We start from the raw sequence: 19312 nt of genomic DNA, 5'->3' as shown, positions 1-19312 counted from the left end.
TCTTTCATTATAGCAAATATTTTCACTCATACTGAAAGCCATCCAGCCTTAAGGCTAGAGAATAATAATTATTAATAATACAAAATAATAACAAAAAAGTAATATTTCATATATTATGCATGACAATTAGCTCTCTGGTTTTGTACGAGCAGCTGCGAAATGGCCCTGCTGGATGTGATGCCAGAAAGAGCAGCAACTGTACGCGAGCTGTATTAAGTTGTTTAATTTGTTATAGGAATCAGCTATATGCAAAAAAGTAAGATATCAAAAAGAATAAAGCCTCTTTGCTTAATAGTTCCGTTGCTGTTATCAGCATCATGCCACAATATTACACCCCCCTCTAAATTAACCAACTATATAGACGAAACAAAATCACTATTTCCAATAGAAAATTATCCTCAATCTGTCGATAACTGGTTCCCTTCCGGCCCAGAGAGGCATATTTCCGTCATAGATAAAACAGCACAGTCACGCCATTTTTCTAACCTGAAATCGCACTATTTTGGAATGAAAGCAGGCGAAAAATCTCCATGGAACATGTTTTATATAGCATCCGTCCTTAACCAGGGGGTTGAAGCAGATCGTGATGCTAATATAAAAAAGTATCTAGGAGAGAAAAGTGTTTTCTGGGGGGCAAATTTTAGAGTCCACACGAACACATGGAAACAGCAGATAAGGGATAACGCGACGACCAACATTGACCGGACTTATGACCCGTCAAGACGGGGAATTACCATTAGAGAAACCCTGGTCAGACTTCTTCCGACTCTCGACCCGGCTTATGATAATCCAGGTCAGGCTGGGCAAGGCTATCCTTTTGATAATTTACAGGAATCATCAATCCGTCCCGGCACCCCTGTATTTGTCTTATCGACAAGCAACGACGGTCGCTGGAAATATGTTTTATCTCCCACTGTCAAGGGTTGGATATATAGTGAAGATATAGCAATGGTAGATCCACAGTTTGTTACTGAATGGCTGACTCTGGCTAATAAAAATCTAGGAGCGTTTATAAAAAAATCATACTCCGTTCATGAAAAAGAACTCTACTATTTTACGGCCCTCCCAGGAACTATCCTGCCATTCAGGAATAAACGCAACGGAGTTTTTGTGGTTGCAGTGCCTGTACGCAACTATGATGGGCGCGCACAAATTCGCTACGTCGAACTCAAGGAAGATGAGTTTGTTGCTATGCCATGGAAAATGACTCCCAATAATATAGCTATACTGATGAAAGCAGTGATCGGTAGACCCTATGGCTGGGGAAATTATAACTATTACAATGACTGCTCTGCCGAAATACAAAATCTTATGATTGCATTTGGGATATTGCTTCCCAGAAATTCTGCAGCACAAATACAGACGGCTTCCCGGCTTGTCAATCTCAGTCAAGCGAACATCAATACAAGACTGCGTTACCTCATGGATCATGGCAGACCTTTCACCACTCTTGTATACATCCAAGGACACATCATGCTGTATATAGGTAATGCTGTAATCAATGGGCAGCATGTACCAATGACATATCAGAATATATGGGGTTTGCGTCCGGTGGATTCCAGTAGCCGAAGCATTATTGGCGGTGCCGTTTTTTTCCCACTACTGGCCTCTTACCCGGAAACTCCAAGCCTGGAACCTCTGGCTGGCAAGGCGCTATTTAAATTGGGCTTTATTGAATAAATTTTGTTATATTTTTAACAAAACCATAAAGTTCATGAAGTAAAATGGGAATATCGGATAACCTCAGGCACTAACAATGGTCAGGCCTCCTGACCATTAACCATTATGGCAGACGTAAAAGTCTTTCACACCTGGCAAGTTGCTATTTAGCCTTGATAATTCGGTCTTCTTCATGTTATGTGTATGGTTTATCGCAAAATGTCATGGACAGCACATACAATCATCTACATTAATAAAAAAATCAGCAAGAGGAGGAATCAATATTAAACATGTCTCAGCGAAAATTATAAGCACCAAAACAACACAGAATTTTAAATTTGTGCGCATAAAGCTTTTGAGACACTTAAAGAAGTATCTACGTTGCATTAAGTATTTGTTATCAGCCAGCCATCCACGGACAATTATTACGTTTTTTAAAAAATCGAGGCTAAAAATATAAAGAACAAGCAATAATATCAAGCGAACAAGATGTAATACATTAAACAACTCACCACTATCACCACCACACATTTTGAGCAAACTCCTGACGACGAGACAAACAGGAGCCATTATAACAACCACAAGCCAGCAGCAAACACAACGGTCAATTATTAATCATTATTAACACCCCATACAACAAGCATATCGGAAGGATTACTATACTGCTAATGCAACAGAGGGACTGGTGTTCCTGTAGCCCAGCACACATCCGCTATCAAAGTATAAGCGATCAAATGCGTAAAACTATACACCTCCCCGACAACAAAAAAGCATGACTTCAGCAAACAGCATTAACCACTAATAGCCAGATAATAATAAACAACTTTACAGTAACGGCAATAAATAACAAATAATAATGCACGCATAAAAAAAACTATCTGGACATAAAAATTCTTAATCTCTATATTTTCGCCTTCAAAAAAGAAGAAAGGCCTGCTCAGCATGAAAACGCATAACGTTATTCTTGACGTATTAAGAAATGCAATAATAATAGATGGGGAATCTAATCCTCTTTCAAAAAACGAATGTTTTTTAATCAAATATCTTTATGAAAGACAAGGAACCTCAATATCAAGGGATGAGTTAACACAACATTGCTGGCCAGGAAGGGTAGTATCTGCAACATCGCTCCCTGTAGCAATAAAACACATAAGAGATGTTTTAAGGAAAATAAAAAATGAAGAAATAATAAAAACTCACAAAGGTGAAGGATACTCTTTTCTTCCCGGAATAATTGAAATAAAAATTATCGATTCTTCTCCCGGGGACAAAACAATGAACACAAAACACACGGTAAAAACAGGACATCACAAACTACAAATTCGAAATTTCTTAACTGCAATAACAATAGGAATAAGTGTGTTTTTTTTGGGGGCGTTCAACTTCTTTATATATACGAGATACGCTAATAATATAAAGCACTGGCACACAAATAGTGGTTCACTGATAATTTCTACATCAGAAACAATGAGTGAATTAATAGATGACGCACACGAAGGAGACACTATCTTTATTGATGATATGGAGTCAACACTTCTCTGTGATAAACAAACATGCAACTTTATAAAATGAAAACTTCATTTGTAATAACTTCCATTATTGCGATTTTTGCCACATTATTAATCATCGTCAATAACAATGATATAACATTTTTCTCTGAGAGGACGTACAAAAATATAACAGAACACACAGATATAAAAAAAAATGGGATTGGGTTTAACATTCTGCATTACATGTCAGATGACAATGCAAAACTAATTATTTCAGAAACACTTTCTGGAATAGCTATAAGAACAAGCTTACACGGATATCTGTTAATACCAACTCATAAATATAAAACATCCAGCTCAGGCTCATTTCAATCTATAGGCTCAGTGTTATCTCTATGCTCCTACCACGCCAGCAATCATGACATTATATTTTTTGATGGAAGCAGAGGTGTATTAGAAAATCATAATCAACTGATACCATTGCCAACTATATTTTTAGGGCAGAAGAATCACAGCAAGCATCCCAAAAATATAGCTCAAGAAAGAAACATAGAGCATAACAATGAAGAAAACAACAATTATCAAGAACTGACAACAATCAATTACTAATATTACGAGAAGCGGTGTAACAAAGGATGTTCACCGCAAAAATCATTAATTTAAAACTGAGCTGGCCCCTGAAATACCAGACAGTAGATGTATCTTAAAATAAGAGATAGGCTTGGATATATGTCTAACACTAGTTCTAATTTTGAGATGGCTGGCGTTTTGTTAGGAAAAGAGGTGCGTAAACGTAAAACACCTCAGGAAAAAAAAATCGCAATTATTCAACAGACTATGGATCCGGGCATGACGGTGTCCCACGTGGCGCGTTTGCATGGAATTCAGCCCAGTCTGTTGTTTAAGTGGAAGAAACAATACCAGGAAGGAAGCCTCACTGCTGTGGCTGCCGGTGAAGACGTTGTTCATGCTTCTGAACTGGCCGCTGCAATAAAGCAGATTAATCAGCTTCAGCGTTTACTGGGTAAGAAAACCATGGAAGTTGAGATCCTCAAAGAAGCGGTGGAGTATGCACAATCGCGAAAATGGATAGCGCATGTGCCCTTGTTACCTTCGGACAAGGAATAGCCCCGGTAAGCCGTGTTCTGGGCGTGTCACGTGCGCAGTTAACATTACGGATGAAGGCATCTGATAACAAGCCAGATAAACGGCGTCAGAGGCGCGATGAGGCTGCGGATGCAGAAGTCTTATCGCGCATCCTGGATATCATTGGCGATATGCCAGCATACGGGTATCGCCGTGTCTGGGCGATACTCAGGCGGCAGTCCCGAAATGAAGGACTACCGTTCGTGAATGCAAAGCGTGTTTACCGGATAATGAGCGAAAATAGTCTGTTGTTGTTACATGACAAACCATCACGACAACATCAGGAATATCAGGGCTGCATAAGCCCCCGCTATCCACCTTCCCGGAATCACGATTCTTTGTTTTCCTCTCATCAGAAATACACCACCACCGGCGTCAGGCTTCCCTGCCAGCGTTTTACCGGTTCCTCAGCACCGGGGAAATTCACCCGCACATCACTCAGGGATGTCCCCCAGACACCGGCAATATGCTGGCTGCCATTCTCCTGTGACAACAGCGACTCTGCCCCCGAAATAAACGCATCATAACGTGCCGTCGAGCCGGCATAGTCCGGGGTCCATTCATAGCCGTTCACCTGCTTTTCGGCCCCCAGCGTGGTCACCTCTCCGCTGACCACGCTCCAGCCCTGACCACCAGTAATATTGTCCTGCCATGCCAGAAGATGGCGCATCGTGCACGTGATTTCCCCGTAACGCACCTGTCCCCGGGCCACAATACGGGGAGATGATGGCACCACCTGAAGTAATGTCACCGCCGGCTGCAGCCCCGGACGGGCAGTTGTCAGTGATGTGGTATGTCCGCCAAGAATATAAAAATCCTGCCCTCTCCGGCTTTCTCTGACCATGCCGCTTTTACCCGTTGTCAGACCGGCCTGCACGGCGTCTGGTGCACTCATCCGCACAGCGCGGGGCTGCCACTGCCAGGACACATCGCGGACATACAGCGTACCGCTGAATTCCGTTACCCCCACAGCCATTCCCTCCTGCCAGTGGCCCGGCGGAATAGTCAGGGGTTGCGCCAGCACACTGGCTGAAGTCAGAAAAAACAGAGCCGGAAACATACCGGACTTCAGACGATGAATAATATTCAGCACCGGACCGTCCTCCTGCTTACTGGTACTCAATACTTACCGGCAGTGATACCCGCCAGCGTTCCGGCATCATGCCGTTCAGACGTAATTCACCACTGCCTGCCACAGTCTGTGCACCATACGCACCTTCAACCTGACGCAGAGAGGCATCACTGAAATGACTCACTCCCGAATAACCACTGATGGTCATTGTCTGCAGCCAGCCGGGGCCTTCGCCACTGAACATCTTCTGCAGAACACCCGGAATATCAGAAGTCTTCATGGCTGCGCTTTCACCAGGCAGACCATTCACATTCAGGTCGTCATACACACCGGCATACGCCGGCTGTCCGTCCTTCACATGGCGCAACACCCCCGCAGCCTGCATTCTGAAAACAAATGTGCCTGCCCGGACGTTATTATCTCCGGTGACAGGCAGCGTCACCTCCGCCACGCCTGGTGCTGTCCATTCAAGCGAAAATCCCTCAGTACCCTTTCCGTAACTGACCCGGGGAGAAAGCCCCTCACGTCCTGCCGGTGTGGTCAGGGTGGTTTTTCCCAGTAAAACGGTCATCGCCGGCAGTGCGACCGGAATTGCCTGCTCACCGTCACGAACACCGCGGCTCTGTTTAACCTCCAGACCTTCATTTCCCTGTCCGACTTTCCATACCCACGGATTACGGGTGCTGGTCACCGGGCCTTCCAGCTTAAGCTCTCCGCTGAAATCTTCTCCCGGCGTGTTCCAGGCCAGTACACAGGAAGGCAGGAGGCTGGCAGCAAACAGAAACAACGTCACCTTTTTCACTTCTCTTCTCTCCTTATATCCCTGCAACCATCACTGTACCGTGACCGTCACATTCAGCCCCGCCTGCCATGCTGCAGGCGTGCCCTCTGCCGGCAACCGCAGTTCAAAATCCGACACTACAGAGGCATATGCCGCAGCCAGATTCATCACCCGACCGTCAGCCAGTATCCCCTGAGAGATGACCTGACCATTGTCTGCGGCACTCATGCCATTGCCAAAACCCTGGTTCATCAGAAGTAATGTGGAAAGGCGGGTTTTCAGCCACTGTGGCAACGTTCCTGACTGTACATCCGTCACGCTCTGTCCGCCAACCAGCGACATCCCTGCCGGCACTGTCGCCCCCTCTTCCTGTGCACCGGCACTGACTGCCATCCCCTGATTCAGGGTGAAAGAAAGCTGCCCCGACACATTTCCCGTTTCCGGGTCACGTACCGGGACAGAGGCGCGAAAACGTTGCGCCGTAGTGCCACTGCCTTCCTTTACGGCGAAAGGCTGTCCGTTACTGCTGAAGGTAATCAATGGCGTGAACCCGGGACCACCGCGCTCAGCCACCTCATGCAGATGTCCCTCCAGAAACGGCAGCGCCCCTTTGTCACGCAAATCAAAAACAAGCTGTCCGTTCTCTGTACGTGCATCGGCAGTATCCACTGACCAAGTCTGGTCAGGTGAACTTATCTGCCAGGTCCATTTCGGTGCTTCGTCAGTGACAAAGCCATTAAACTGAATTTCTCCACCATCAAGAATATCTGCATGAGGCGCAGCCGAATAAAACAGGGCCACCGAAATAATGGCAGAAAGAAGGGCTTTATAATAATGCACTATTTTCATTGTTATTTACTCTGCTCTGTTCCGGAGTATATAAAAATAAAAACCAGATCATTCAAAAGTGTTCCCACTGAAAACAATACAGAACCGACATGCATCACAACGCATTCCGACAGAAAAAACACCTGTTCCGATATCCCGGTTCTGTATATTCAGGCCACCGGAAACAGTGGCCTGAATTTTTAATCAGCAGCAAACGGTGAGGTTTTACTGCCGGATGCTGCTAAATTACGCGTAGGAGACAGTAATCGGCAGAGAAGCGTTCCACTGAACTGTGCCGCTAATCTCCTTATCAAGGGTGATATTGATTGTTGAGGATGCAGGGATAGCTGATACATAAAAAGCGCTAAAAGTACGGGTGTTATCAGAAAAACTCACCTCCGCTGGAGAAGCCATATCACTAACATCCTGACGAGTATAATGTTGCTCTACCTCAGGAAACACTTGTTCCGCAAAACCCTCAGGATCATGATTTACGCCCTCCGCTTTTTTAGCTACCCCCCCAAAAAAGCCACTCCCACTACCAGTGGCATATACGTAAGAGACACCCTGCATATCACTACCCTTGAAAGAAGCTATTGCAGCAGCCCCCATAATAGTCTCAGCTTTACCAAGCTTCTCACCTTGAGAATCTTTTATGTCCAGAGTTAATGATGTCATCCCCTCGCTAAATGAGTCCACATCAACCACATCACCATAACTAATCTGCGGAGAAATGCCCTGCTGTCCCTTAAATGCTTCAGAAGTCTGAGTACGAATACCCAAGAGCGGAATAGCGCTCTTCAAAGGGAGCTCAACAGTCTTCTGGCCTTTCTCGAGCGTTGCATCCAGACCTTTTACCACATCGCCAACTTTCACTTCCCACGGCCCCTGCGGGGATGCCGGACTAAATATACCCCCCATTTCAACTGAACCACCCGAACCGTTTGGAGTCCACGCCATTGCAGAACCGGATACTGCAGCAGATGCAGCCACAGCCAGTGCAATCAGAGTCTTTTTCATAAAATAATCACCTTGACATTTCATAAATAATAAACTGAAATCAGTAATCCTTATTTTCCCAGAATTACCGCAAAACCATCCCCTGCGGATTCATTTAATTAACCGCATTTCATTAAACACTGTGTTTAACTCAGAACAGTTTTACGTTAATCCCGTTTAAAAAACGGCAAATCCCTTTACCAATTACGGCTCTCCAGAGCCGTGAGATACATGTATCTATGCCAAAAATGAATTATCAGCCTTCCACCTGCAGCGCTATCTGCAGATTTCCCCGGTAGCTGACCGGTACTTCCAGCTCTGCTGGCGCATCCGTTCTTAACTCAACCAGCTTCTGTGCCTCCGGTACGGTTATCACCACATCCTCACCCTGCTGTCTGGCGCTGAGTGCCACTTTCTTTCCGTCAACCATCAGGGCTGTCTTCAGAGTGATGTGGGCTTCCCCGTTATCTGGCAGCACCTGCTTCACCGTGATATACGCCAGGCCACCTGATGCCGCCCTGAACTCTGCGTTACGGATGGTCAGGCTGCCGGGAAGAGGCGTCGTGTCTCCACTCCGGTACAGCACCGGGTCTGTCGGTGTACGGGTCACCTTCACCACGCTGTTACCTGACACATGACCGTTCACCACCCCCAGATACTGCGTTTTCTCGCTGTATTCAGCGGACAGTGCTGCCTGAATACTGAGTGCACTCAGGACCAGGGTGGCTGCCGTCATTGTTTTCTTCATTTTTACCCCTCTGTTCCGTGTTCCGGAGGGCGGTTATTTTTTATCTGCCTTATCAGACGGATTAATCGGCGAATCAGATGCCTTCTGCCCGGAAGGAGCCGCAGCCTTTTTCTGGTTAATTGTCCAGGTCTGCAGGCTTCCCCAGTCATTCAGGGAGTCCACTTTCACCACATTTCCCTTCACCTGTACTTCATCACCCGGCATGAACATCAGCAGTTTCTGTGCCGTCTCATTATCCGTGGCAATTTTCTTCCCGTTTCCGTCCAGCAGACTGCCAATCGCAAAAACGTACGGCGTGGTGTTCACCAGCATGGTCCTGCCATTCGGGCGGCTCTGCAGGCTGATGCCCTCTTCTGCCCCCTTGCGACCTTCAAGCAGTGCCTTCGGTCGGTAGAACAGTTTCAGCTTCGTGCGCAGTGCCACCGCAATACCGCTGCCCTCCAGAGCCGGCGGAATATCCTGCAGGTTCAGCCAGTACACCGACTCTTTATCCTTCGGCAGATGATCCGAGGCCATGATGATACGCAGTGTCTGCTGACCCTCCGGCTTCACTTTGAAGAAGGACGGCGTCACCACAAAGGTCGGACGGGTGTCCTTCTCCACGATATTGTCCACCCAGGCCTGACCACCAAAGGTACGAGCCTTGTCATTGTTGGTGACCGTGATGGTCAGCGCATCCTTGTCCCCGCAAAAGATATAGCGGGTCTGGTCTGCCGCCAGGGAAGCCATCGCACTCTGACAGGTCATCATCAGCGCCAGGGCCCCCCCCAGTGCTTTTGTCACCCGGTTGGTGAAAAACGTCGTTACTGCGTTACGCTTACTCACACGTAATCTCCTGTAGTTTCTCAGTATCCTGCAGTTTTGCCGCAGGTATCCGGCACTGGCCCAGGGTGATATCACCGGGCGCATCCACCATGTTAATCATCAGCACACCATTGTTGGCCACAAAGCCCAGCGGTGTGTTCTTACTGTCACGTGCCCAGGTTCCCCCCGGCACAAACTCACCGTCACGCTGCTTCACCTGCAGCAGGTAACGCTTAATTTTCAGGGCATCAAACGGCATCCACACCACCGCCTTGTCCGTCGGCACCACCTTCTGACTGGTGTTCGTCAGTTCGGCACTCAGCGGCAGTGTGCCCGCATCAATCGTCACCGTGTTCCAGTCATAGCTGTTCAGCGGTACCACCAGGTTGCCATCGCTGTCTGTCTCTCCGTTACCGGACGTCACCTTCACTCCGGGGGTATCCTTCACGTTCACCACGGCCACGGTATCCCCGGTCGTGCGGCTGAACATAATGTCCTTCGCCGCCGGAACGGCCAGTACCGAACCACTGACCGAGACAGAACCACTGGTTCCGCCGGAATGAGAGTGGTTCAGGGCACCACTCAGATAAGACCGGTCACCACTGTAAGACGCGTTCAGATAACTGCTGGCACCGCCATCACTGTCACGACCACCGCCCAGACCATAACTGAAACGGTCATTCAGTGAGCCGGACACACCAGTGCTGAAGCCTGTGCCACCGTCTTTACTCGTACTCACCGACGTACTGCTGCTGTAGCGACGGTCAAACAGAGTGAAAGGTACCGATACTGACGCCGATGCAGACCAGCTGTTTTCCCCCCGGGTGTTCCGTGAACCGGACCAGCCCAGGTTAAGACTGACACCCTTAATCTGCGTGCTCAGGGTGCCGGTAATCCCCGTGTCCTTACCGTTGTCATCGCTGTACCGGTAACGCCCGGTCATGGATGCGGGGTAATAGCTCCGCTGCCAGCCGGACACCGACAGACTGAACAGTCCACCCACCGGCTGACTGACACCGGCATTCCATTCATCCTTCGTCCGGCGACCATGATTTGACTGCGACCACAACTCTGTCGGGTCAAAGGAGGACATGTCCTCATATTCCTCACTCTGCCGTGACCAGCTCACCCGCAGTCCGGTGTTCGTCATCTCCAGTTGTTTACTCCAGGATAACTGCACCTTATTTCCGCTGCGGCTGCCGTCACGGTATTTTGCCGTGGCATAAGCCCCGTCAGCAGACACCGCCCCCAGGTAACTCAGCCCCAGAACAGCCCCAGCGCTGACGCCCTGCCAGTCCTGGTTAAACCCCCCCCCGGTGCGCAGCGTCAGCCCGTCCAGACCGTAACCGTATGACGCCGCAAACACACCGCCTTTCAGGTCACTGTCATCGTCAGGCAAACCGGCTGCCACACTGAACTCGTGCTGCCCCGGACTTAACTGCCCGGCCATCACCGACAACGGGAAGTTCTGTACCTGCTCGCGCCCGTCTTCACCGGTGATTTTCATGGTCACATCACCACTGGTGTACAGCGGCACATCCGTGATGGAGAACGGACCCGCCGGCACCATCTCCGAATGCAGCAACCGCCCGTTCTGTGTCAGCGTCACCCTCGACGGCCCGTTCGCAATGCCGCTGAACACCGGGGTATACCCCAGATTGCCCGGCTTCATGCTGTTGTTCCGGCTCAGTGACACCCCGTACGTTCCCGTACTGCCCAGCAGACTGTCCCCGGTGGATGTTTTCCCGACCGCCAGGTCCGCACTCAGTGCGCGGATGGCCCGGGTGGCCGTGAACATGTTTATCGTGGCGGAGTTATCCCCGCTGTCACCGCCGCTGGCCGTGGCAGAAGAGCTCACCACCCAGCGCCCGATATTGGCTTTCAGGTCCGCTGAGCCAAAGGCCGAGGTGTTATTACGGCCGGTGTTGGCGTTCGCGTTATAGTTCACGCGAAATGCACTGGTCCCGTAATCCCAGTCCACATTCTCCGGCATCTTCACCAGCCCCTTCTGGGGAATGGACAGCGCCAGACTCTGGGTGGAAACATCAAAATCCACTTTCACTGACGGGGCTTTTGTCAGCACCCAGCACTGTCGTGTGGCGTCATATCCCTCACGAAAGTAATCTGCACTGACGTAAATCCCGGCCTTCGTCAGCCATGTCTCTGTCAGACACAGTTCATTACTGTCCTGTGGTGTCACATCCAGTATCTGTTTCCCGGCCTCCTTCCCGTTCAGGGACAGGTCAACCAGATAACGCCCCGGTGCATAGCTGCCGTTCAGGGCTGCCCAGACTTCCGGATTAACCCCGGCACCACCCTGGATAAAGGACATATCCAGTTTTTCACCTGCAATACCTGTGGCACTGGCAAAAGCAGCTGATACGGCAAGCGCAAGTGCGGCCCGACGGAAAAACACGGACGAAACCGGCTCTGCGACTGCCTTCTTTCCTGCACACACAATCCTTTTCTCCGTTACTGATACGTGACCACAAAGGTCAGTGCGCCTGTGTATTCCCCCGCCTTCACATTCGCCGGAAACACCGGCTGCGCACGAAAACGGAACTGCCCCTTAGCAGCAAACTCCACCGGGTAATTCACCGAATGACTGTCCTGAGTCAGACGTCCGCGATAATCAGCCTGTGTATCCACTGCCCGCACATCCACGCGAATACCCTCACCAGCACCGCGGGTGACCACGCCCCCTGCGTCCAGCTGCCCCGGGTTACCAAAATCCAGGGTGGCGACCTGCCCGGCCTTAAAGGCAGAGCAGCCCTGAACCGTGGCGCCGGACTCATACAGACGCACAGTGAAGTCACGCGGTGGTACGGATGCTCCCGTGGACTTGCGGTAAGTCCCGAATGTCAACCGGTCACTGTTACCGGAACTGTCCGCATCCACCACCACATGACAGGCCGAAGCCACAACATCCATAGAAAATATTGTTTTTTGTCTCCCTTCCGCCGTTTCTGTCAAAGCCAGGAGCCATGTACAGGCAATAAAGAAGAAACAAATAAAACGCAAAAAAAAATAAAACACCTCCAGGGGGGGATCATTTCATTCTTGCGGCGAATATCTCCCCCTCCAGCAGAAAAACAAAATTATAAAACATTATTTAAAATTAATTTCTTTAAAAACATACAGTTAAGAAAACCCACAAAAATGCATTACACAAAAATAAATTTGCGCATATATAAGCACTAGCCAACATTAATGCGCGTTGCTTCTGCAAAAAAAACATCCTGAACACCATGCATATCAGGATGAAACTGGTTTGCGATATAACAACAGCTAATATCAGATAATGGGAAGGGATAAGATCATAGAGAGGCGCACCAGCCATATTCCGAATAAGGAGAAAACACCAGCAGTAATACATGCAACAAAGCAGGCGGACGAAAAATCTCGTCTTAATACAGAAGGTAATATTGTACCGTCATGAATACCTCATTCGCATAGCTAAACTGGAAAGGCCCCTCTGAACAGGCAGAGAAACGGGTGAACAGCGCCCCGGCAGCGTGGCTCATGAACTTACCGGATCTGCAGGTAAAAAAATATCCGGATCAACACCTTCGCCACTTCCAGTGTATCCAGCAGGAGGATATGTTTACAGATTACGATCGGCAGTTCAGTGCTTAACGTGAAGGAGAATCGCTGACGAAAATCCACGATGTGTACATCCGTAGCAAAAGTGCAACAACGGGAAAATAAAATATATCAATGATACCGTACAGCATTGTGAAATTCGCGGGTTACCAGAACCAGAACAACTGACTATCAGGCAGGTGTGGCTCAAACCATTACTGGCTTCGCTACATGCGAGGATAGAGAAAAATGCCACACAGTCGAGTAAATTCAGACTGGAAAAAGTGTTCAGCTATGTTCTGAATCAGAGGGGCGCACTCAGTTATTACAGTGAGGTCGATCTGGCAGAGACGGATAATAACCATACGGAAAGAGACCTGCGTGCTGTCTGAACGGTGTTGCACAGAAAGCGTATCAGCACCATGTTCTGAGAGTTCTACCAGACAGACTCACCAACCGGGTTGATAAACTCAGTCATAGCACTCATCCACAAATACTGTATCCGGTTAACACGTACGAACTATTTATTACTAATGTGGCTGAGAGCTACAGTTGGATACTTATGCTCGAAAATCAGGAGGGTAAATAGATGATATTTTATGTCCATCAATCAGCGGAAGCGTTCAGGAAGGAGTGATACAGTAAAGAAACCCCATGATTCCAGCATGGGGATAGTTGCCGGAAACCTGACCAGTTTGAACAGACCGAGCATTGTCAGATTTCCGGCGTTGAATTACAGGCAATTCCAGCTTTCAGACCCAGCTAAGTGGGTACCTGCATATACGAAAATAAACAGATAAATATATCTGTTTATTAAACAAGAATACAGGTTATATGATTTTCTATCTATACTGATGGAAATATCATCAGTATTAACAAAACCGAATTATCCAGAAGGGTATTTTCCTTTTATCAGATGAGCACAATGCACTGTATGCCGTGTAAACGGCATGGAAGGCGGTACGCTGTGGTTACATGTGACACTGGAGTAAAACCGCCGAAGCCCGGCGTAAGCCGGTACTGATTGATAGATTTCACCTTACCCATCCCCAGCCCTGCTAAGCCATACCCGCTTTCAGCCATGAGAGAGCTTCTGTGCGCGGTCGGAGTGGTCCCGACGAGGGTTTACCCGAAGTCGGGGCGTATCTCCGCGTTAGCGGGCCGTGAGGGCCGCTTACGAGCGTGTACTGAGGACTTTCAGCCAGAACACTAACAGCCATGATGGAATATAGTTACAACATTCATAATTAAAAGCGATGTTGTTCCCGCCCTTCGGGCGGGGGCGGCCTCGCTTTTCAGTTATGAGGGGTGGGCACGGTGCTGCGTTTGTGTGGTGTTTTTTATTCTTGATGTTTTCGCGGTGGTTTCAGAACGGTGAGGTTAGGGGGCCCGCGCGTCAGCGTGGGAGGTGCTTTTAGATTCTGAGCGGCGTGGCCCTGGCCGCTGCAAGCGAAGGCCTCTTTGTATTTGTTCACAGTGGTCTCAGAGATAAAGACTTTCCCTGCGGCGAAGCAACGCAGGGGATTAAATAATGGGGTTAAGACTATATTGCAGGTTTGCTGTTTCAGGTTTGCAGCTTCTTAAGGTTCTTTGTTTGCGGATTTATGTGGATAACTGAAACAACGTGGCCATGTTTTGATGGCTGATGCATGGTTTTATGGGCAAATATGCCTCTCTGAGGAGATTTAAGGTGATTACTGCGGATTTTGGGCTGAGCGGAACCAGCGCCGAAAGCCCCGGAGGGGCTGGCGATGATTCAGTGCTGAAGGTATGGTGCTGTCTAGTGCGGCGGTGGCGCAGCCAGCGTCAGTTCAAGCTGACGCAACTCCCTGATGGCCAGTCGCTTCAGATGGTCATCGGAACAAAAATAGGCTTCATCCGGCGGCAGACGCTTCCTGAGATACTCTGCCATCTCATGAATCTGCTGGTCGGCAGGCAGTTTCTTCAGGCGTCTGGCGCGCTTACTGGCTGCCGCTTTTGCACGACGGTGTTTCAGTGCATCCTGACTGCGCTGCAGATACCAGCGTTTTCTGGCCGCATGTACGGAGATATCTTCATCCTCACGCAGAACACCTTCCCGGATGAGCTGCTGACGGATTTCACTTTCACGCAGTCGTTTCTGCTGCTGTTCGTGAAGTTTTACCATGTCGACGCCCAGCATCTGCCACCCTGCCGGTGTTATCCAGACGTACCGTGGCAGACGCTGGCGGGTTTCACGGTCCCACAGGGTTTCCTCTGAAACACCCAGCACACCAAAACGTACCTGTTCGGCCAGCAAACGGGAAAGGCGGGAGACCGTCACTTCCAGTTCCGGAATAACCTTCCCCTTGCTGTCTTTCGGGCTGATTTCTCTGGCCAGACGGGAAACACTCATGCCTACGGTATGTGTGCCCGCATCACTGAAGCTGACCAGAACCGGCCAGATGGCATCGAGGAGGCGTTGTTTTTCCGGACGGAAAGCATATTTGCGACCGGCATACGTTCGTTTCTGCACGTAAAAAGGATGCAGAGACATACGCATGCGCAGGCTCTGCTCGCCGGTCATCGGGTCCTTTTTCACCAGACGGTTGTAGGCGTGCCCGAGCTGCCCGCTCAGCGCCTTATAGCGATCAGGACGATACCAGGACGGATTTTCGCATTTGGGTTTGGTGGAGTGCTCACCGCGACGACGCTTCGTGCGCTTCCTTTCCGGTTCAACCAGGAAAGTGGTCGCCCTTCCCGCTTCATAGTCTTCCCAGAAACGGATCTGCTCTTCGGGTGCTAACTGACTCCAGTGTACTGCGTTATATGGAGTATTCTTCAGACCTGCCACAAGCTGTCGCTTATGGCGGAGCGATTGTGCCGTGTATTTATACACTGCACAGGGTTGAATCTCTGGTACGGTTTCATTATACTTTACCCGTATTCTGTGAGGCCCCCACTATCTTTCGTCGTTCCGCCAAGTTCGTAAGAAAGATAGTGGGGGTTTTCCTTTTATGGCTTCCGGAACATCTTCAGTCTTCTGACTTACTGCCCGTACATGCCATCTCTCCTGAATGCCTTATGGCGCATTCTGCCGTCCGGCTTTCGCCGGTTTGCTCCACAGAGTGCCACCCTCTGCACAGCTAATAACAGCCGAAATATACCCGCTTTACGTTAATTTGAAAAGCATTACAACGATCTCTTCTCTTCCAGTGCCTCCTCACTGATACATCTAATGAGTTAATCTTGACCAGCATCAAAAAAATAAAATCTATTTTTAAAAGCAGATTTTTCTGCTTTAGATCCTTCTTTTGGATTAAAAGATCGACTTTTGTTCTACTCACGATCATTTATCTTACAACCGATCCACCCAACAGAATAATATTCTGTTTTAAGACAATTAAACGATCTAAAAAACCTTTAAAAAATAATTTTGTAGATCATTCGATCGTAAATAGAATGATTCTTAGATAATAAAACCATTTGTTACACAGCCCGCCAATTGTGTAACAACAGCCTCTACAAGAGCATATTTGTTCATATGTTCGTCAGAACTGCGGATTGTCTGGACGAGGGTCAGACACCGTTTCGTGCATATGGACCAGCATGTTCGAACGCCACAAAGCAGAAGCATCATGCCTGGATCGCTTCGGCGCGGAGCGTTAAGTTTTGACGCTTTTTTGTATATTTTTTAAGCTGTTAGTTGACTCGGTAAGTTATACTAAGTACCCTTTACTGGTCACAGGCAAAACTGTGATCGGGCGTAGGAACCCGCGTAGTCATCGTCGGCGCAGAAGTTAATTTCTTCATTTGGCGTCGTTTTTTGCCATACCATAAAGACAGGAACTTGTATTTCTTGTCGTCATCTATGGTAGCTCAGGCGGGGCAGGCATTAGCCTGGCCGGTTTCCGATGACGCCGGTATTCCTACCCCCGTCTGGGCTATCACCAATGAGCGTAGGAACTCGGTGATAGCGTTTTTAGTTGTCATCGGAGACCTTTGCTATGTCACCTCAAATGATACAGAAACTACCGGCCATCACTCTGTTGGAAGGCATGTTTCCCGAGCTATCAACAAACCAGCTTAAAGTCTGCGTTTTTTACGCAATGGGTGTTCCTTACGACGCCATTGCTCAGAACTGTCGGCTTTCTCCCGAAACGGTACGAACCTACCTGAAGCGAAGCCTGAAGAATTTAAATCTGGAAGGATATGATGCACTTCGCTCTGCTGTGCTGATGCGAACTTTCGTTTTCATGATTAGCAATACAGCTAAAGAAAACGAAAAAATGTGAACAGGTGTCCCCATTAAAGGGGACACTTTCATGGAAATTGCATTTTGCACTTTACAGGCGATCCCAAATTGATAAACATAAACACCAAGCACAAGTTACTTTAATAAAGCAAATCACTTCAGACGGTGTCCCAGTTATTTGTATCTGGCTCATGCCCGATACTCTGAACTGACGTGCTGATGTTTTATTTCGCGTATCACAATACTGTGCCACTGTATTGCTGATATTAGTGCTTAGCCGTTCTTTATCTGTGAGTTCGCCAAATCACCGATACAGAACGTACTAGAGTCTGCTGGTTATATGCCTGTCAGAACTGCAGTTTATCCAGATATGGGCTGGACACTGCTTCAGACATATGATTTAGCATATTCGCCTGACATCGCAAAATCGTCCATCATGGATCGGTTTTGCGCGGAGCGTTGAACTTCGTGAATATAGAACACCTGAATAACCGGAACTGGTATCTTGCGCAATATAATACAGCCGGCAAAAACAGAGAATCTTTATTCTCATGGCTGAATGAGCAAAACGTCGTACCATGGACTCCATTAATAACAAGAAAGATAAGACGGGCAGACTCCAGGTGCTGTTACCGTGAAAGAATATTCGCTATTTTTCCAGGGTACTTTTTTATTCTGGCTAATTTTGACATTCACCCAGTATCAGCATTACGTCGACATAGCGCCTTCATTGATTTCGTGAAGTTTGGCGGTGAAATAAAACCCGTAAATAAAGATATTGTTGATGGATTAATGAAGATTTACCCGGACCCTGTGCTAAATCCGGGAGCCAGGGAAGAGCTGAATGCGGCTTCCAGCATATGGCTGACAAAAGCACAATATCAGTATCTCCTCAGAATGGAAAATACTCTCCAGCCTGAGTCGAGGATATCCCTGCTCCTGGAACTGGTATCAAATGCCGAACATCACGGCTTTATGGAGCGCCTTGTAAACATCCCATAGCCAGTATTTCCCGGCCTTCGGGCCGGGCTTTTTTCAATTCAAGAGAATATTCCGGAGTGAAGCCTGCACGAAGCCATCCCCACCATGGACTCCCCCTGTCTTTTGATGGAACCGTGTATTTCTTAATGGCGAAAGAAATAAAAGGCTTCACCCCAGAGTATTGATTCGTTTTATCAAAGGCCGGCCCGTGCCATCACGTGTGGCGGAGAGAACGGATACCGGTCTTCTTTTCATCTCACAGTAGGACATTCGCATGACCACGACAGAACATCCCGTGCGCCAGTTGCTCTGGTGTGCACTGAATGCCCTGAAAACGGCACAGGAAAACCACAATATAACCAGTGAAACCGGATTACGGCATTACCTGCTTGAATGGCTTTCTGGTGCCAGCAGACATCCTGAGTTCCGTAGTCTACCTGGCGAAATCATGGCGTTAAAAGCATTGACCGAAAAAGATCGCAATATTCCCATCATCGGAACGCTGAATACGCTCTTTCTCAGCTCTGCCACTGTCGGGGAATGTCCGTTGTTTTGTTTTCGGGCTGCACTGGGTAAATTACAGAAAGCAGGCTGGCGCACATATGTCTGCCCATGGCCTGAGAGGGTGTTCAATGAATCCATTGAACGGGCCTGTTCCGGGAAACGTCATCTGCTACAACTAAGTCGCACCGAAGAGTGTTTTCTACCGACAGGCGATATGAGGGCACCAGTTACGTTGCAGCTGATCACTCCACTACACCGCAAAACTATGCAGCTTCTGGAAACGGCAGAGTTAATATTCTCCGACGAAGGATTTCAGGTGGTGAGAGGATACGAACATCAATTCGGGATCGAACGCAGAGAAACCCTCTTTCACACCCTATTTATCGGGCTGCCCAGCTTGCCAGAAGATGTCTGGGGTGCAACACAGGAGCAGACGACTATCACATTACATAGACTGGCCCCCTGAATCTCCAGACAACCAATATCACTTATTTAAGTGATAGTC

At 48.4% G+C, this 19312-nt stretch carries 17 protein-coding genes and 1 pseudogene; 9 read left to right on the top strand and 9 right to left on the bottom strand.

Annotation, left to right across the window (positions count from 1 at the left end):
• Window positions 1-246 precede the first annotated feature (246 nt).
• The 4 genes and pseudogenes from HEN21_RS21140 to HEN21_RS21125 form a co-directional block, all read left to right on the top strand.
• Window positions 247-1680 (top strand): SH3 domain-containing protein, encoded by a 1434-nt coding sequence (locus HEN21_RS21140; RefSeq protein ID WP_089559529.1) that lies wholly within the window; start codon window positions 247-249, stop codon window positions 1678-1680.
• Window positions 1681-2601: 921 nt separating this feature from the next.
• Window positions 2602-3231 (top strand): winged helix-turn-helix domain-containing protein, encoded by a 630-nt coding sequence (locus HEN21_RS21135; RefSeq protein ID WP_089581704.1) that lies wholly within the window; start codon window positions 2602-2604, stop codon window positions 3229-3231.
• The gene (locus HEN21_RS21130) at window positions 3228-3758 is read left to right on the top strand and encodes a PsaF/MyfF family fimbrial adhesin regulatory protein (RefSeq protein WP_089559535.1); all 531 of its coding nucleotides are present in this window, start codon (window positions 3228-3230) and stop codon (window positions 3756-3758) included. The genes HEN21_RS21135 and HEN21_RS21130 overlap by 4 nt, the downstream gene beginning before the upstream one ends.
• A gap of 147 nt (window positions 3759-3905) precedes the next feature.
• A pseudogene (locus HEN21_RS21125) lies at window positions 3906-4577 on the top strand (transposase); the annotation flags it as partial.
• 70 nt (window positions 4578-4647) lie between these two features.
• On the opposite strand, the gene faeJ reads toward HEN21_RS21125, so the two are convergent.
• The 8 genes from faeJ to HEN21_RS21085 form a co-directional block, all read right to left on the bottom strand.
• Complete coding sequence (gene faeJ / locus HEN21_RS21120) at window positions 4648-5388, bottom strand: F4 (K88) fimbria accessory protein FaeJ (RefSeq protein WP_089559537.1); 741 nt, start codon at window positions 5386-5388, stop codon at window positions 4648-4650.
• A gap of 16 nt (window positions 5389-5404) precedes the next feature.
• Complete coding sequence (gene faeI / locus HEN21_RS21115) at window positions 5405-6169, bottom strand: F4 (K88) fimbria minor subunit FaeI (protein ID WP_016262320.1); 765 nt, start codon at window positions 6167-6169, stop codon at window positions 5405-5407.
• Between the two features lie 30 nt (window positions 6170-6199).
• Window positions 6200-6997: a F4 (K88) fimbria minor subunit FaeH gene (gene faeH / locus HEN21_RS21110; protein WP_089559539.1), complete on the bottom strand. Its 798-nt coding sequence runs from the start codon at window positions 6995-6997 to the stop codon at window positions 6200-6202.
• Between the two features lie 225 nt (window positions 6998-7222).
• A complete protein-coding gene (locus HEN21_RS21105; RefSeq protein WP_089559541.1) occupies window positions 7223-7996 on the bottom strand; it encodes a F4 family fimbrial subunit in 774 nt (257 codons plus the stop codon).
• Between the two features lie 235 nt (window positions 7997-8231).
• Entirely contained in the window at window positions 8232-8723 is a 492-nt protein-coding gene (faeF, locus tag HEN21_RS21100; RefSeq protein WP_089559543.1) for a F4 (K88) fimbria minor subunit FaeF, read from the bottom strand.
• Between the two features lie 33 nt (window positions 8724-8756).
• Window positions 8757-9548 (bottom strand): F4 (K88) fimbrial chaperone FaeE, encoded by a 792-nt coding sequence (faeE, locus tag HEN21_RS21095; RefSeq protein WP_089559545.1) that lies wholly within the window; start codon window positions 9546-9548, stop codon window positions 8757-8759.
• Window positions 9541-11985 carry a F4 (K88) fimbrial usher FaeD gene (gene faeD, locus HEN21_RS21090; protein ID WP_375373331.1) on the bottom strand — a complete coding sequence of 815 codons (2445 nt, stop codon included), beginning with the start codon at window positions 11983-11985 and terminating at the stop codon, window positions 9541-9543. The genes faeE and faeD overlap by 8 nt, the downstream gene beginning before the upstream one ends.
• A gap of 14 nt (window positions 11986-11999) precedes the next feature.
• Window positions 12000-12524 carry a fimbrial protein gene (locus HEN21_RS21085; RefSeq protein WP_089559563.1) on the bottom strand — a complete coding sequence of 175 codons (525 nt, stop codon included), beginning with the start codon at window positions 12522-12524 and terminating at the stop codon, window positions 12000-12002.
• A gap of 707 nt (window positions 12525-13231) precedes the next feature.
• Between HEN21_RS21085 and HEN21_RS23500 the strand changes: the two genes are divergently transcribed.
• Window positions 13232-13501, top strand: a complete 270-nt coding sequence (locus tag HEN21_RS23500; protein ID WP_089559549.1) for an IS66 family transposase — start codon at window positions 13232-13234, stop codon at window positions 13499-13501.
• 1388 nt (window positions 13502-14889) lie between these two features.
• On the opposite strand, the gene repA is transcribed toward HEN21_RS23500, so the two are convergent.
• On the bottom strand, window positions 14890-15921 hold the full coding sequence (gene repA, locus HEN21_RS21075; RefSeq protein ID WP_089559551.1) for a plasmid replication initiator RepA: 1032 nt from the start codon (window positions 15919-15921) through the stop codon (window positions 14890-14892).
• A gap of 972 nt (window positions 15922-16893) precedes the next feature.
• Here repA and HEN21_RS23495 point away from each other — a divergent pair.
• The 4 genes from HEN21_RS23495 (at window position 16894) to HEN21_RS21055 (ending at window position 19273) form a co-directional block, all read left to right on the top strand.
• Window positions 16894-17157, top strand: coding sequence for an ash family protein (locus HEN21_RS23495; RefSeq protein WP_024178332.1), 264 nt, complete (start codon window positions 16894-16896; stop codon window positions 17155-17157).
• Window positions 17075-17362: a helix-turn-helix transcriptional regulator gene (locus HEN21_RS21065; RefSeq protein WP_000074855.1), complete on the top strand. Its 288-nt coding sequence runs from the start codon at window positions 17075-17077 to the stop codon at window positions 17360-17362. The genes HEN21_RS23495 and HEN21_RS21065 overlap by 83 nt, the downstream gene beginning before the upstream one ends.
• Before the next feature lie 428 nt (window positions 17363-17790).
• Window positions 17791-18324 carry a transcription termination/antitermination NusG family protein gene (locus tag HEN21_RS21060; protein ID WP_001303319.1) on the top strand — a complete coding sequence of 178 codons (534 nt, stop codon included), beginning with the start codon at window positions 17791-17793 and terminating at the stop codon, window positions 18322-18324.
• 253 nt (window positions 18325-18577) lie between these two features.
• Complete coding sequence (locus HEN21_RS21055; RefSeq protein ID WP_089559555.1) at window positions 18578-19273, top strand: conjugal transfer protein TraC; 696 nt, start codon at window positions 18578-18580, stop codon at window positions 19271-19273.
• Window positions 19274-19312 lie beyond the last annotated feature (39 nt).

The sequence above is a fragment of the Escherichia sp. 93.1518 genome, from assembly GCF_013368915.2.
GTDB lineage: Bacteria > Pseudomonadota > Gammaproteobacteria > Enterobacterales > Enterobacteriaceae > Escherichia > Escherichia ruysiae.
Note: the sequence above shows the minus strand (reverse complement) of the source record. Positions and strands in the feature narration are given on the sequence as shown.

Coding starts and splice junctions, on each gene's coding strand:
- HEN21_RS21140 (WP_089559529.1), top strand. CDS start 247: ATGCAAAAAAGTAAGATATCAAAAAGAATAAAGCCTCTTTGCTTAATA.
- HEN21_RS21135 (WP_089581704.1), top strand. CDS start 2,602: ATGAAAACGCATAACGTTATTCTTGACGTATTAAGAAATGCAATAATA.
- HEN21_RS21130 (WP_089559535.1), top strand. CDS start 3,228: ATGAAAACTTCATTTGTAATAACTTCCATTATTGCGATTTTTGCCACA.
- faeH (WP_089559539.1), bottom strand. CDS start 6,997: ATGAAAATAGTGCATTATTATAAAGCCCTTCTTTCTGCCATTATTTCG.
- HEN21_RS21105 (WP_089559541.1), bottom strand. CDS start 7,996: ATGAAAAAGACTCTGATTGCACTGGCTGTGGCTGCATCTGCTGCAGTA.
- faeF (WP_089559543.1), bottom strand. CDS start 8,723: ATGAAGAAAACAATGACGGCAGCCACCCTGGTCCTGAGTGCACTCAGT.
- HEN21_RS21065 (WP_000074855.1), top strand. CDS start 17,075: ATGTCACCTCAAATGATACAGAAACTACCGGCCATCACTCTGTTGGAA.
- HEN21_RS21055 (WP_089559555.1), top strand. CDS start 18,578: ATGACCACGACAGAACATCCCGTGCGCCAGTTGCTCTGGTGTGCACTG.